The organism is Paenibacillus zeirhizosphaerae, from assembly GCF_030705605.1.
Lineage (GTDB): Bacteria > Bacillota > Bacilli > Paenibacillales > Paenibacillaceae > Paenibacillus > Paenibacillus zeirhizosphaerae.
The window spans coordinates 60,384-74,790 of sequence record NZ_JAPCKK010000018.1 but is presented as its reverse complement, the minus strand read 5'-3'; the positions used below and the strand labels follow the sequence as shown (position 1 = coordinate 74,790).

Annotated in this window: 13 protein-coding genes; 11 read left to right on the top strand and 2 right to left on the bottom strand. The window is 43.8% G+C overall.

Annotated elements, in window-relative coordinates:
• Window positions 1-15 precede the first annotated feature (15 nt).
• Both OIN60_RS15525 and OIN60_RS15520 read left to right on the top strand, forming a co-directional pair.
• Window positions 16-690, top strand: a complete 675-nt coding sequence (locus OIN60_RS15525; RefSeq protein WP_305755791.1) for a response regulator transcription factor — start codon at window positions 16-18, stop codon at window positions 688-690.
• On the top strand, window positions 687-1,766 hold the full coding sequence (locus OIN60_RS15520; RefSeq protein ID WP_305755790.1) for a sensor histidine kinase: 1,080 nt from the start codon (window positions 687-689) through the stop codon (window positions 1,764-1,766). Before OIN60_RS15525 ends, OIN60_RS15520 begins: the two co-directional genes overlap by 4 nt.
• 249 nt (window positions 1,767-2,015) lie before the next feature.
• On the opposite strand, the gene OIN60_RS15515 is transcribed toward OIN60_RS15520, so the two are convergent.
• Both OIN60_RS15515 and OIN60_RS15510 read right to left on the bottom strand, forming a co-directional pair.
• Window positions 2,016-2,177 carry a hypothetical protein gene (locus OIN60_RS15515; protein ID WP_305755789.1) on the bottom strand — a complete coding sequence of 54 codons (162 nt, stop codon included), beginning with the start codon at window positions 2,175-2,177 and terminating at the stop codon, window positions 2,016-2,018.
• A complete protein-coding gene (locus tag OIN60_RS15510) occupies window positions 2,177-3,562 on the bottom strand; it encodes an MFS transporter (protein WP_305755788.1) in 1,386 nt (461 codons plus the stop codon). The genes OIN60_RS15515 and OIN60_RS15510 overlap by 1 nt, the downstream gene beginning before the upstream one ends.
• Window positions 3,563-3,689: 127 nt before the next feature.
• Here OIN60_RS15510 and OIN60_RS15505 point away from each other — a divergent pair, with 127 nt between their 5' ends.
• From OIN60_RS15505 to OIN60_RS15465, 9 genes are all read left to right on the top strand, one after another.
• Window positions 3,690-4,574 (top strand): LysR family transcriptional regulator, encoded by an 885-nt coding sequence (locus OIN60_RS15505; protein ID WP_305755787.1) that lies wholly within the window; start codon window positions 3,690-3,692, stop codon window positions 4,572-4,574.
• On the top strand, window positions 4,574-4,771 hold the full coding sequence (locus tag OIN60_RS15500; protein WP_305755786.1) for a hypothetical protein: 198 nt from the start codon (window positions 4,574-4,576) through the stop codon (window positions 4,769-4,771). Before OIN60_RS15505 ends, OIN60_RS15500 begins: the two co-directional genes overlap by 1 nt.
• A 30-nt stretch (window positions 4,772-4,801) precedes the next feature.
• Entirely contained in the window at window positions 4,802-5,659 is an 858-nt protein-coding gene (locus OIN60_RS15495) for a DUF1835 domain-containing protein (protein WP_305755910.1), read from the top strand.
• 89 nt (window positions 5,660-5,748) lie between these two features.
• Window positions 5,749-6,591: a GNAT family N-acetyltransferase gene (locus OIN60_RS15490; protein ID WP_305755785.1), complete on the top strand. Its 843-nt coding sequence runs from the start codon at window positions 5,749-5,751 to the stop codon at window positions 6,589-6,591.
• A 6-nt stretch (window positions 6,592-6,597) separates the two neighbouring features.
• Window positions 6,598-6,996 (top strand): hypothetical protein, encoded by a 399-nt coding sequence (locus OIN60_RS15485; RefSeq protein WP_305755784.1) that lies wholly within the window; start codon window positions 6,598-6,600, stop codon window positions 6,994-6,996.
• 272 nt (window positions 6,997-7,268) lie between these two features.
• Window positions 7,269-8,222: an AraC family transcriptional regulator gene (locus tag OIN60_RS15480; protein WP_370872507.1), complete on the top strand. Its 954-nt coding sequence runs from the start codon at window positions 7,269-7,271 to the stop codon at window positions 8,220-8,222.
• Window positions 8,223-8,535: 313 nt separating this feature from the next.
• Window positions 8,536-9,426, top strand: a complete 891-nt coding sequence (locus tag OIN60_RS15475) for an SDR family oxidoreductase (protein WP_305755782.1) — start codon at window positions 8,536-8,538, stop codon at window positions 9,424-9,426.
• A gap of 999 nt (window positions 9,427-10,425) precedes the next feature.
• Window positions 10,426-13,293, top strand: coding sequence for a S1 RNA-binding domain-containing protein (locus OIN60_RS15470; protein ID WP_305755781.1), 2,868 nt, complete (start codon window positions 10,426-10,428; stop codon window positions 13,291-13,293).
• Window positions 13,294-13,429: 136 nt separating this feature from the next.
• Complete coding sequence (locus OIN60_RS15465) at window positions 13,430-14,326, top strand: DUF6414 family protein (protein ID WP_305755780.1); 897 nt, start codon at window positions 13,430-13,432, stop codon at window positions 14,324-14,326.
• The last annotated feature ends 81 nt before the right edge of the window (window positions 14,327-14,407 follow it).

Sequence of the window (14,407 nt, the reverse complement as noted above, 5' to 3'; positions counted from 1 at the left end):
AGAAGGGGGGATGAAATGGCACGTGTATTAGTCGTTGATGATGATCCGCATATCAGGGAATTGGTTAAGCACTTTTTGAAGCTGGAAGGCTTGGAAGTATCGGAGGCCGTGGACGGACTGGATGCACTGCGCATCCTTGACGAAATTAAAGTGGATCTAGTTGTGCTTGATATTATGATGCCAGGCATGGACGGCTGGGAGCTGTGCCGGGAGCTGCGCGAGCACACCGAGCTGCCGCTGCTTATGCTTACGGCTAAAGGAGAGTCCTCACAGATCGTGAAAGGCTTCGCGCTTGGCACGGATGATTATCTTGTCAAGCCGTTTGATCCCATGGTGCTCGTCGCCCGCGTGAAGGCTCTACTGAAACGCTACCGCATTATGGCCTCCAACTCGGTGGCGGTTGGAGACCTTGTCCTGCGCAGCGATACCTTTGAGTGCCGGGCTGGTGGGCAGGAGATTACACTGCCGCGCAAGGAATTCGAACTGCTCTTCAGACTGGCCAGCTATCCTGGCAAGACCTTTACCCGCGACCAACTGATCGAGCAGATCTGGGGTTATGATTATGAGGGCGACGAAAGAACAGTTGATGTGCATATCAAGCGCCTTCGGGAACGGTTCCCGGAGGCAGCTCACTCCTTTCGGATCAGCACGATCCGGGGCTTGGGCTACCGGCTGGAGGTGCGGCAATGAAGCAGGAACCGGGGTTTCTTCATATCCTCGGGCGCGTCGTACTGCTGTTATGCATGCTATATTTTAGCTGGGGCGCCGCCTTCTATATTACGAAGGCGGTCTATGCGCGAATAGCATGGGCTCCCCATGGGTTGATCGATTTTTTTATCAATACAACGCTTGGTTTTGTTTTCTTCGGTATTATTGGCATGACGATAAGCCAGTTATTCGGAGATAGAAACCAACACGTTTTTACGGAAATGATCGATGCATTAAAACGTATTTCGCAGGGCGATTTTCATGTGAATCTGGAGTGGGGTTTTGACGGCAGGAAGGAAGGACAGGGAAGGCCGCATCCTTATGCCCAACTGGCGGACAGCATTAATGATATGGCGGCAAATTTAAAGGCTATGGAAGAGCTGCGGGAGGAATTCATTTCTAACGTATCCCATGAAATCGGCTCGCCGCTGACTTCGATCATGGGATTCGCCAAGGCACTCAAGGATGACCATCTGGTTCGTGAGCAGCGGGACCGGTACTTGACGATCATCGAGACGGAATGCTTACGTTTGTCCAAGCTAAGCGATAATCTTATGAAGCTGGCGGTTCTGGATTCGGAACGGCATTCGTTCCACCCGTCCCCTTACCGGCTGGACAAGCAACTGATATCGCTTATTCTCGCCTGCGAGCCGCAATGGGAGGCCAAAAACATCGAGATGGACGTGGAGGCGGATGAGACCGAGGTAAACGCGGATGAGGAACTGCTGGGCCAGGTGTGGGTGAATTTCCTGCATAATGCCATAAAATTTACGCCAGAGGGTGGAAGCATATCGGTTTTTCTTTCAAGCAACGGGGATGAGGCCGTTGTCTGTATTGCCGACACGGGGCCGGGCATCGATGAGCAGGACCAGGAGCGTATCTTCGAGCGCTTTTATAAGGCGGACAAATCACGGACCAGGACAGTAGGAGGCAGCGGTCTGGGGCTGGCCATCGCTCATAAAATTGTTGACATGCACCAAGGTAAGATCGCTGTGCACAGCAGGCTGGGAGAAGGAGCCGCATTTACAATAGAACTGCCGGTGCAAATAAGAGAATAATCAACCGATCCAGCCACCGGCGAGGCCGTCGAGCAGTCGAGCAGGAGCACCAGACTGATTATAGATGCGGATAAGCCCATTATATAGAAGAAATCGCCGCTCATCTTCCGTCATTGGAAGTGAGCAGCGACATCTTTGCACTGTTGATTCGCATCATACCACTCCTGGTGCTCTTTTAGCGATTCTGCGTGCCAAGTCGTCCACAAAATCGTCAAGTTGGTCTGCGGGAAGTGCCCTATTTACCCATCCTTAGCGCTCTGCCTTCTCAGCGCTAAGGAGTGCAGCTTCAGTGATAATCTCCAATGCTCGGGCGCGCCCGACGATGTGCGGCAGGAATACGGTGCCGCTGGCGCCCGGAATAATATCGTCAATATCGTCGGAGATACGTGAGCGGCGGGTATTTGGTGACACTACGACTCCTGCAATTGTCCTGACTCACGGTGCCGCCAACTCATGAATACCAAGGACAATGCAATGACCATGAGGATAATGCCCAGCCATCGAAATCCCCCAGAGCTGGGCTGGTCTCCCATGACGATCCCTATCAGCAATGAAGATAAAATGGTTCCCAGATACCTTGATGTATTAAATATTCCGGATGTTACACCGACCATTTCCTTTGGTGAACTTTGGAACAATGCTGCTTGCATAGCGACACTGTTCAATCCGTTACTCATGCCGAACGCAGCTAACGCCACACAAACACTGGCGACCGGTGAAGCTGGATGTAATGTCACAATCCACAAGGCCCCAAATGTCATTAACATTCCGGATACAAGCAGTGCCGGACGAGGTCCCGATTGATCTACCCATCGTCCTGCAATCGGAGACGCAACGAGCGAGCACAAGCCCAAAGACAGCATAAGAATCCCTGTATGGAACTCACTGACATGGCGCACCAATTGCAAGTAGGATGGAACCCCGAAAAAGAGAGCGTAATAAAGGATGTTAACGAGCATAAATTCGACATTAACCCAAGTCAGCGCAGGATATTTGGCGAAGGTGCGCAAAGGAATAAAGGGTGCCGTTGTTTTTAGCTCATGCCGTACGAAAGCCGCAAGCAGCACGAGGCCTGTCAGCCCGGCAAAAACATTTATGAATGAGACATGCCCGGATGATTTTGCCGACAATAATCCAACAAGCAGGGCCACCAGACCTACTGTGAAGAGTACAATCCCTGGTACATCAATCAGAGCTAACCATTTGCGTATGGACATGTTGGTGGCAGCGGATGCTGGTGCTTTATCTTTCGGAATGGTCCTCCAGGAGAGCAGAAAGCTTGCCGCCACGAAAGGAATATTGACGTAAAAGATGGCAGGCCAATCCCACCAGTGAAGCAAGACCCCGCCAATAAAGGGTCCGATAGCTGCCGCTCCAGATAGGAAAATGGACAAAACGGATAACGCAGCTGCTTGTTTTTCTGTAATATGAATGCGCACAATGGCCATTCCAACGGCAACCATCATGCTGGTTCCGACGGATTGCACAATGCGGAACACGATAAGCCATCCAAAGCTTGGCGATAATGGAGCTAATAAGGAGGCAACGAAGGTTGTAACAAGCCCGGTGAGGAATATTTTCCTGCGGCCGAATAAATCGCTGGCCTTGCCCATGACAGGCTGGGCGACAGCACTTGCAATGTAAAAGGAAAAGATAATCCAGGAAACCCCTGTAAAGTCAAGGTGGTACACATTTTGCAGCCTTGCAATAGCAATAGAAATCATCGAAGAATTTAATGGATTTAATAGAACCCCGAATCCAACGGCAATTAACAGCCACCTGCTGCGAACATCCATTTTTGTCCCCTCCAACACGTTTTGATGATATCGTACTTGACCCCGATTATTTATTCCAACGCATTTTGTGCTATGATTTCATTGACTGGAAGGAATAAGTGAATAAGGGATGAACGGAGGGGGCGCAATGGAGCTTCTGCAACTGCAATATTTTCTCACGGTAGCCCGCTTGCAGCATATGACCGAAGCTGCGCGAAGTCTGCATGTAACACAATCGTCACTCAGCAAAACGATTCAACGCCTGGAGGAGGATATAGGGGTTCCTCTATTTGATCGAACAGGGAGAAAGCTGCGATTGAACGAGTTTGGACACAGTTTTCTGCGCAGGGCGGAAAGGGCTTTGTTTGAATTGGAACAGGGCAAGCAGGAGATTCACGATTTATCCAGCCCGGAGCATGGCACCATTGAATTGGCGGTGACCAACGCTAGCACGCTGCCCAATATCCTGAGCAAGTTTCGGAAAAAGCATCCGCATACCCAATTTCACGTGCAAATGCTGACCACGCAGGAAATGCTTACACTTCTTCAGCGCGGAGAGGTGGATTTTGGCTTGTCCTCACCTCCAATACAAGGAGATGACATTGAATGTCAAATCGTGTTCAGCGATCCTATCCTTGTGGCCGTTCCCAAGGGGCATCGACTGTCAGACCGAAGCAGCGTATCCCTGGCAGAACTGAAAGATGAATCATTTGTCGGTGTTAAGAAGGGTTACCACACTCGCGATCTGGTGGACTCTGTATTCGAATCGGCAGGATTTGTACCCAAATATGTGTACGAGGGGAATGAGCCTGCCAGACTGAGCGCTTTTGTGGAAGCTGGAATAGGCATCGCTTTTATGCCCGCCTCGGCAATGAATGCACGGGAACAGATTCAGTACCTTCGAGTAGAGGAACACGAGCTGGTACGGGAGATTGCTTTGTTGCGGCACAAAAGCCGCTACATATCACGGGCTGCCCTAGAATTCCGTGAGGTCGTTTTGGAATATTTTGAAGAAGTTAGGAGTGTGATCTAATGAGTATGAAGGATATGCTTGCAATCAGACAAGCTGTTGATTATCTGGGAGAGGAGGACATACGGTCATATTTGAGGATGATATTAGCTGAAATCAAGATACTGAAAGAGCAGGGAGAATCGCCCGAAGCATTTGCTGCCGGTTTAATTGAGCTTTATGATAGCTTGATAGGGCTTCAAGGGAAAAAAGTTTCCTGAGATCCCGTTCCGTCCTGTGCCCACGTACATATCGTCTGCGGGGATTCCTTTGCCGGAAGTATGAAGATGGTCTTGAAAGGGCTTGGCTGGTCAGAAACGCATAAAATGATTATTCTGCGTGAGAATTATGCCATCGGTCCACTCTGCGCCTTGGACACGTCTGCAGGAAGAAAAGCGCGGAATGACTGGTTTCGCGACAATATTACAGATGCTTATGAAGACTGTACCGATTTTGAAGAAGAATACGATGAGCTGGTTCACACAATAGAGCAGATTCCCGAACAGGCAAAAATAGTGGTATGGACCAGCAGCAATGTTTTCGAGCAGGCAGGCATGAGACACGCCATGTATTTGCTGCGCGATAAGCGCAATACGGTGGCAGTATACGATGCTTGTGCAGTCTGTGAAGCGCTGTATAATCGTCCGGATGCATCTATCACCTATCGGTATTCGGGAGAAGTTTCGGCTAAGAACCTTCAGGAAGCACTTATGCGCATGGATGAAAGTAACTGCCTGAACGACGTCGAGATGATGCATTTTGTACAGGAATGGCAGGTGATTTGTGAGCAGGACGGAGTGCTGCGCATTTGGCAGAACGATGCCGTAGTTGAGGTATCGGCTGATTATTATGATTCGTATCTATTGGAGAAGCTGGACGGTATCACCCCTCCGGCGGGCAATAATGGTTTCCTAAAATCAGCTCGGGTCATCGGAGAAGCGCTCGGCTGGTGTGATCAATATGTCGGAGACTCTTATTTTGAATACCGGTTAAGAGAGCTGATTTATAGTGGTGTGCTGGAGATCAAGGGCATCCCGGCAGCAATGAGATTTTACAGTGTCAGACGCAAACGGGACATTTCGGAAGGTCCGTTCCGTCTTGAAATTTAACAAAATTGATAGAGCCTTTGGAAGGAAGGCGGGATTGCAGGCGGCGAGCTATATTCTTAATGATTTTGAAGTTAGCTGGAGGGGAAGAGGTGGAATTATTTCATTATGCAGATGCTAAGGAGTTTTATGCGGAGGCTGAACAATTTCTAATTAAATCCGAAATAGAGAATAATTTAACGATTGGGGTTTTGCGAGCAGTAATTGGGAATACAAGTGACAGTCAGGTACCCTGTATGCTTCTTGTTAAAGAGAAAAATGAGGTAATCCTGACATTTACAATGAGAGGATCACATACCGCAATTATAGGATATGGATCAGAAGTAGACGCTATTGATCTGATAATTAATTATATGTCGACCAATAACATGAAAATTAAGAGAGTAACGGCAGATTATGAATTATCGACTTATTTCTCGAAACAATGGACAACATGCACCGGGCAGTCCTCTGTGGTTCGTGTGGATCAGATCATTTATGCAACCAATGGTATTGTTGAGCGAAAATCAATCCCCGGGACGCTTAAAAAAGCTGTGATTGAAGAGGAGGATAACATATCAGAGATAATCTATAAATTTTTTGAAGAGACAGGGCAAAAAATTAGTTTTGAGGTTGCTCGAAAGAAAGCAAACCTATCAATCTTAAATGAAGATTTATTTGTATGGCATGATGGGGAAATTGTGTGTGTGGCAAAGAAGGTTAGAGAAACACCGAACTGTGCAATTATTAGTATGGTTTATACGCCAAAGCCTTATCGAAGCAAAGGGTACGCTAGTGCTTGCGTTTCAGAATTAAGTAAGCAACTTTTACTAAAAGGTTACAGGTATTGCATCTTACATGCAGATTCGGATAATCATATTTCTACCAATCTTTACGAGAGCATTGGTTATCATGCGGTTGGACGTCTTATAACCTATCATTTTTTTTATGAATGAGGGATATTGGTCGTTGCCGTTTCTGCCTCTGCCGCATTTTTGACAGGTTCTGCAGAGGCTGCCGCTTCCAAGGAAGTCGCAGCTTCGGTCCAGTCCGGTGGTACGGGAATTGAAGCTGCCAGTGTAGAGTATATGAAAAGAACAGTATTTAGCCCGGATGGCAAGCTTGTAAGTGTTTTTGAGGAGTGGCGGGATACGGTGTCCCCGCGCCACAAAGGTGCAGCTACTTCGGCCGAGGATGGCACAGCCAGCATTGCCATCCAGAACGGGAAAGAGTTTGTCAAATATTTTACGGATGCAAATGGGAACGTTGTAGATGGTATGAAGCAAAGCTCGCCGCAAGCCAGTGAGCCAAGCAGTCTTTTTGCAGCAGAGAAGGAGCGCTACACCCATCTATACCATTGAGAATGGGAAATCCGAATTGCTGTTTAATGTGGATGGTGTCAAACTTCCAAAAAAATAAGCTGGAAGCTTGTGATTTTCAAAGGGAACGCAGTCCGTGAATGACGGCTGCGTTCCTGCTTTTTTTCACTATAAGTATCAACAGAATTCAAATGAAAAGTTAATTATGTGTTTAATAGAACGTTAGGATATGGTTGAGAGCAGTTTGACGCTTGTCGTAATTGTTTGTATACTTTTCGCAATTGAAACAAGGAGCTGTTTAGGAGACGATGAGGATGCTAGATGAACATGCGGTTCCACAGACGTCGGGTAATGTCAAGAGTATGCTTGCTGCAGAAACGGCCCAACTGGCACGTCAGATTTACACCCGTGTCCCACATGACGGTGCTATTGTCCAACCTGTCCCTGGTTTGCTCCTCGCTCGCCACTCACAAATAGACGCAGACTACGTGCATACCATTGAGCTGCCCTCTTTATGGATCGCTGCACAAGGAACAAAGGCCGTTACGGTAGGGAATGAGGTCTATTCTTTCGGTGGTGGGCAGATGTTTATTGTCCCTGTTGCCCTCCCGGTTGCTGCCCAGATGACGCTTGCCAGTCCTTCCGAACCGGTTCTCGGTGTCAGGCTGGATCTCAACCCGCAAAGGATCGCCGAGCTGGTCCTGAAAGTGTATCCTCACGGGTTGCCTCCCATTCGTCAGCGGAGCGCGGGTTATGTCACGAACGCTGACCTGAGCGTTATAAGTGCGGTGAGTAGGCTGGTGGAGTGTTTATCCGATCCTGGCGACACCGAATTGGTTGCTCCGCTCGTGGTGGATGAAATATTGATACGTGTCCTGCGAAGTCCTATAGGCGTTCATGCCGCTGAAATCGGTTTTGCTGATTCGGGCGTGCAGCGGGTTGCAAAGGCGATTGCCTGGCTCCGCAGCAACTTTGCCCAGCAGATGAAGGTCGCGGACTTGGCTGATTTGGTGCATTTGAGTGTGTCCTCATTTAACGAGTATTTTAAGTCAGTTACTTCGATGAGCCCGCTGCAGTACCAAAAAGCGCTGCGTCTTCATGAAGCAAGGCGTCTGATGTTATCCGCTTCAATGGATGCAACCACGGCATGCCGGCTGGTGGGGTATGTGAGCACCTCTCAATTTAGCCGCGATTACAGCCGCTTTTTTGGCAGTCCGCCAAGCAAAGATATCGCCAGATGGCGTCAACAGACACAAATGCTGGACTAATTAAACTGTTGGCATGAAGCTTCGGCTTTCACCGTTTCGATCTCCATCGCGTCAGACTTGTCCGGCTGAAGTGTATACGCTACGATTTCCTTTATACTCGCAGCCATAAGGCTAGCGGGTTTTCTTTTTCTTCCAAACCCGAGAACCTGTTGTATTGGACATGAGTAGTTCAGAGCTATTTATGTTGATCTGAGGTTGTACTGTTTTCCGGTGGATCAGGCAAGAAGCAGCGTGGAACAGGCAAACATCCTGACGATGCTTGGTCTAAAATATGTTTATGGCTTTACTACTTAATGTGTAGGAGGAATTCATTATGCGTGTTTTTGTTACAGGGGCAACTGGCTTTATCGGGTCCGCTATCGTGCGGGAATTGATCGGAGCGGGGCATGAGGTGGTAGGCCTCGCCCGCTCGGAAGTGGCAGCAGCAGCGCTCACCGCGGCTGGAGCAGCAGTACATCGCGGATCTCTTGACGATCTCGACAGTCTGCGCAGCGGAGCAGCCGCTGCAGATGGCGTGATCCATGCTGCTTTCGTTCATGATTTCTCGGATTATGCGGGTGCCAACAAAAAAGATAGTCAAGTTGTCAAGGTGCTCGGGGAGGCATTGGCCGGTTCTGATCGGCCTTTAGTAGTTACTTCAGTAACTGCTCTCCTTACCCCGGGCCGTCTCGGAACCGAAAATGATAAACCCGACCCCAATTCAGCCGCCCGCATCGCATCGGAAGAGACGGCGTTAACTATGGCTTCGCACGGAGTTCGGGCTTCGGTGGTGCGGCTTCCGGCATCGGTGCATGGTGATGGTGACCGGGGCTTAGTACCAGCTTTAATCGATATCGCCCGCAGAACGGGTGTCTCCGCTTATGTAGGTGATGGAGCTAACCGTTGGCCTGCTGTGCATCGGCTAGATGCGGCGCTTCTCTATCGGCTGGCGCTTGAGTCTGCACCTGCCGGTACCAGACTGCATGCGATCGGCGATGAGGGTGTGCCGCTTTGCGACATCGCTGCCGTAATCGGCCGGCGCCTTAATGTGCCTGTCGTCAGCAAGTCCCCTGAGGAGGCCGCCGATCACTTTGGTTGGCTGGCGCACTTTGTTACGATGGACAATCCGACCTCAAGCACTCTGACCCAGGAACGCTTCAGGGTGCGTCCCGTCCAGCCAAAGCTCATTCCGGATATCGACAGTGAAGCGTACTTTAGCAGCTGATGGTTTGTGTTTGTATAATTGATAAAGTTGGGCCGTTGAAAGGACAGACGAGGTATCCTCGTTCTGTCCTTTCTTTGAACTATAGATTGGTTGATCCGTATTCGTATATAAAGCCTATCAATGACATTCATAGGTTCAGAATTCACACGTTCATGAAAGCAGCAACATTGATTCAGGTGTGGTAGAACTTTTTTGTGAGAATACGAGGCGCCGCATGGTAATTCTGCCGTTGTTCAAAATCATCATATTTACTGAGGTGTTGTATAAACAGAGAGACTGAATAAGTAACGGAAAGGGATTTATTAAAATGAAAAATTTAAAGTTAAACGGTGAAACAACATATGCGTCGAAAGAATCAGGGTTTAAGAGAAATTTCCTTCTTAAGGCCCTTTTTTTTGTGGGATTGGATTTCCTATTTTTTGAATGACTGATATACTAGGGAGGCAAGTGAGATGAAGATTAATCCACTCTACTTGATGAAAAATGATCGGTGCACGAGTGTAGATACGGAGCCTGAGGAACGGGAGGAGGTTTGGTCCATACCAAGCAGACAATAGTTCTGGATAGAAAATTTGGACGGTGCTGAACAGTATCAAAGTTGTAGGAAAGTCCACCCGAAACGTATCAGCACTGCGACTTCGAGTGAGCGGATAGATACATTTTATTGCAATTACAAAATTTGCTTGAAATATGTACCAGAATAATAGTGAGAGTTGATTGAACCGTCTCCACAGAAGCCGATGTATGCAAGATGGATTTCATAAAGGAACTTTATAGGTTGGTCCCTCAGGTACAATATATTCAAGCTAGGATTTTACAGATTGTGTAATTTTTCTCATGTAAGTATGTATCTAAAGTTTTTCCTCACAATTTGTATTAAACAGAAAACGAGATGTGTGAAGCCCTATTTTTAACTGAATACATTATTACTGAATGAGATTATAAGCCGAAAAATCTACGTTTTAGCGCTGCGGTATATATCATAAACTGGAGGAGTATATGGATTATATAATTAATAAACTTAACCGGAACATTGATGTGAGCGAATCTGGTACCATTGAAAAACTCACTTTATTAAGGGAAAGAATAGAGTATTCATTGTTTTTGATTTTTGGGTATTTATGGAATAAAAACATAAACGAAATTGATTTAAATAATCGCGAAAGAATAATTGCTAATCTAGATAGAATTAGTATCGGGCAAGTGGTTGAGGCCATAAGGATTCTTGATATTAATAGCGAAATCCACAAAAGCGCTAAAAAAATTCTAGACAAGTACCCAAATGTAAGAAATAAAGCCATAGGCCATGGGTATACTCATAGCGACAAGGTAGAAAATATTGAGAATGAGTTAGATCAGATGTTTTTAGAGTTATATGACTTTGTTTACATTCTGAAACAACCCTCTGATGTGATTTTGGTTGAGAGTGAATCGGAACATAGCTATAAAGGGATTCGATTATCATTACAGGACGGTGGATTGCCTGCTAAATGGTCTTGTCCAAAAGAACTTATTGGGGAAGAGAACAATGTAATAGAACGAGTCTTTATATGTATTGAGGGTACATACTATAAAATATCTCCTTTTATTTATTTAACTCAAAAAGGTAATGGTGTTTATGTATTTAGTTCATTATTCGAAAAATTATCTGGCGGTGTAAAATTTTGTAGGTTATTTGATACAGAGAATTTTAATGTTCATTTCCCAGAATTGGTAATGATAAGCGAGGATGGGGAACATCGAAGAATAAGTGGGAATGGAACCATTATGAATTATTTTGAAAAAAACTATACACAATTCATTGATATGACCGTAAAAAAAACAGTTGTTGATTTTTTAACAAGAGACAGTTCATCAGTCTCTGCAACAATATGGGGTCATGGTGGTGTAGGGAAGACCGCCTGTATTCAAAGCATATGTAATGATTTTTATAACAATTCTCAAAGATTTTTTTCTTATATAATTTTTATGACAGCTAAAGATCGGAAGTATGATACAAAATCGGGATATATTCAAGAAATAACTAATATAAGAACGTACAAAGAAATTATTAGTGGCATTATGAATGTAATATTTGACGAAAGAACTATAAATGCTGAAGAAAGTGATTTAAGGACATTTGAGGATAAGATAAAAAAATTCAATAACGGTAAAGTGTTGATTGTAATTGATGATTACGAAACTTTTGATGATCGTGAAAAGGAGAAAATAAATTTATTTATAGGTGATTTGAATTTATTGAATCATAAAGTAGTAATAACTACACGTAACAAAAGATTGTCTATTGGGAAGAATATTTCTACCACCGAATTTAACAGTCAAGCTGCTACAATGGATTTCTTGAAATCTGTAATAAAAAATGAATACCCAGAGCATCTTAGCCGAATTGACAAACTCTTAACAAGTACACTAAACGTAAGTGATAAAATCCATGATGCGACATCAGGGCGCCCTATATTTATTTATCAGTTTGCTCATTTATTTGCTCAACGGGACTATTCAGATAGCTTGCTTAAAAATTTGGGTACTAGTGAAAATGCTCAGAAATTTCTCTACGGAAAAATCTATGAACATCTTTCAGAAAAAGCTCAAGATGCTTTCGTTTGTATATCCCAAATAGCTAATGAGAGTGACATGATTTTTAGAAATAGTGTCTTAGAGTATTTGTTAATGAAGGACGACACATCTCAGAATGAACTGATTCCAGCGGCGGTTGAAGAACTTACAAATCAAAGAGTTATAGAAATATACGATGAGATGTATTGTAGGGTTTACTCGAAAGAATTGCTGAATATGATGCTAACTAATTACCAAAACCGTCCTCCGGGTTTCAGAGATACCGTAAAGAATCGTTTAGATAGTATAGGTGGAACAGATGTTAAAGGTAGTATTTATGATGCGATGCTAAATGAAGCAAATAAGAGCAGAAATGTTGGGAATGAAAAAGAAACAACTGAAAAATATAAGCGTTTACTCAATGAAAAAAAATGTCCAAAGTCCGTTAAAAGGGCTGCTATTATCAACTTGACGAGCTATCTTAGCAACGACAGACTAGATCCCGAAGCAGCTATAAATGTGTTCAAGGACAATTACAATGCGTTTCGTGATGACTTTGAAGTTAACAAAATATATGCACAATTGCTTTGGTCTAACAGTGAGGAACATAAAAAAGAAGCCGTGAAAAATTTAAAGCAATTTTTTCATCAAAATAAAAAGTCAGATCCAAAGTTCTTGGAGCTTTTTGCACTGACCGTTGGATATACCTGTAATATTATAATGAACACAAAACAAAAAAATAGTGAGACAGAAGAATCTCAAGCCAAGGAAAGACTCTCATTTAATGCTTTAAATAAAGAGCTTAACGAATATGGTAGAGAACTCTTTGAGCTTGTTAAAAATAAAACTTTGAATGAATTTAAACCGGGTGCTAAACATAATATTATGGTTGCTATATTGCAAGTAATGAAATTATGTGTTGAGATTTGTAAGACTGATAAGAGTAAATTGAATTATTGTAAACAAATGGTCGAATATTCTAAAAAGAACTTTACTGGTAGATTTTTCTTTAATATAAAACGCATTGAACAATCAATTGAAGGTATGGAGAAATCTTGGTGGGAGAGCTTCTTAAAAGAATATAAACGTGGAGATATTGTTGAATGTAAAATTAATTCAATAAAAGAGTATGGAGCATTTGTTAGTTTTGGAGACAGCTATACTGGCATGATCCATGTATCAGAAATCTCACGAAATTATATAGCAGATATTACGACAGAACTAGTGGTTACTCAAGAATTACAAGCAAAAATAATATCAATTGATAAAATAAAAAGAAGAATTAACTTGAGTATTAAACAGTTACACTAAGAAATAATAATATTTAAGCTGTGTCTCCTAATGGAGCCTATGTTTGCAAGATAATTTTGAGAAGAATTCAGCAAACACCCCCTTTGAGGTTTATGAATAGGAAACGTTAGAGGAAATCACAATAGGAGAGGATAAAATGAAATCGAAAAATCTAAACATTCCAATTTATTTAAATCAGCAGATCGTATTTGATCTTCTGGCTATCCTAGAAGATGGGTTTTCTAAGTTTCGTGCTGTTAAAAGTCAATCAATGGATTCAGAGTCCAAAAATTCTGAGGCTAGTGGGTCGTTAAACGCAAGTAATTTATTTTCGTTGTTGGGTGTATCACTATCAGGTAAACTTGGAAAGTCTTCTAAAAATGATAACACGCAGGAATTTTCGGAAGAGAGAGTACACACACCAGCTTCTTTATTTTCAAAACTTAAAACTACATTACAAGAACAATCAGAAATAAATTTCGTGTCATTAGAAGCACTTCAAGAAAATGAAATTGGTACAGGTGATTTTGTTGAATTTGAGGGCGTACTAAGAAAAAATCCCATGGTTAATACTATGGAGATATTTGTTAAGGTTTTTGAATCATTTATTCCTTTGACAGATCAGACACAAGCGAAAGCACGAAACAATGGTAGAAAACAACATAATGAAAGTGAAATAATATTAGAACAAATGAAAACAGTATTGAATGATCTGACCAGATCTAAATCAGTTGATTTGGTTGTTGATTTAGATAATGGAGTTAAAGCTGTTCTTTCATGTAATCTAGAGTATTTCAATGAGCAAGATGCCCATGAAATCATTGATGGCAAATTCAAAGTGTTAGGTAAAGTGATAAGGGTTGTTAAATCGGAAAATGAAGAAAGTATAAATCTTTTGCGAAAAACAAGTTTTGGTATTTTTAATACTGATGTTATGAGTAGTTTGGTGGAGAGTTTCAAAGGGTTATCGGAAAGTGGAATTAATATGCCAGATTTGGTTACTGAGATTAAAGGGCCCTCGATTCAAGTGATTCCAATAGCGATTTACGCCTGATCAAAGAAGATGTGACTCAGCCTAACATAATATTCATGCTCGCTTCATGGAGCCTTGGTCTGTAAGATGGATTACGAAGAG

What these genes read in the sequence shown, in the direction of transcription:
- OIN60_RS15480 (WP_370872507.1), top strand. Translation starts at nt 7,269, where the DNA reads ATGCTAGATGAACATGCGGTTCCACAGACGTCGGGTAATGTCAAGAGT.
- OIN60_RS15470 (WP_305755781.1), top strand. Translation starts at nt 10,426, where the DNA reads ATGGATTATATAATTAATAAACTTAACCGGAACATTGATGTGAGCGAA.
- OIN60_RS15520 (WP_305755790.1), top strand. Translation starts at nt 687, where the DNA reads ATGAAGCAGGAACCGGGGTTTCTTCATATCCTCGGGCGCGTCGTACTG.
- OIN60_RS15505 (WP_305755787.1), top strand. Translation starts at nt 3,690, where the DNA reads ATGGAGCTTCTGCAACTGCAATATTTTCTCACGGTAGCCCGCTTGCAG.
- OIN60_RS15500 (WP_305755786.1), top strand. Translation starts at nt 4,574, where the DNA reads ATGAGTATGAAGGATATGCTTGCAATCAGACAAGCTGTTGATTATCTG.
- OIN60_RS15525 (WP_305755791.1), top strand. Translation starts at nt 16, where the DNA reads ATGGCACGTGTATTAGTCGTTGATGATGATCCGCATATCAGGGAATTG.
- OIN60_RS15475 (WP_305755782.1), top strand. Translation starts at nt 8,536, where the DNA reads ATGCGTGTTTTTGTTACAGGGGCAACTGGCTTTATCGGGTCCGCTATC.
- OIN60_RS15510 (WP_305755788.1), bottom strand. Translation starts at nt 3,562, where the DNA reads ATGGATGTTCGCAGCAGGTGGCTGTTAATTGCCGTTGGATTCGGGGTT.
- OIN60_RS15465 (WP_305755780.1), top strand. Translation starts at nt 13,430, where the DNA reads ATGAAATCGAAAAATCTAAACATTCCAATTTATTTAAATCAGCAGATC.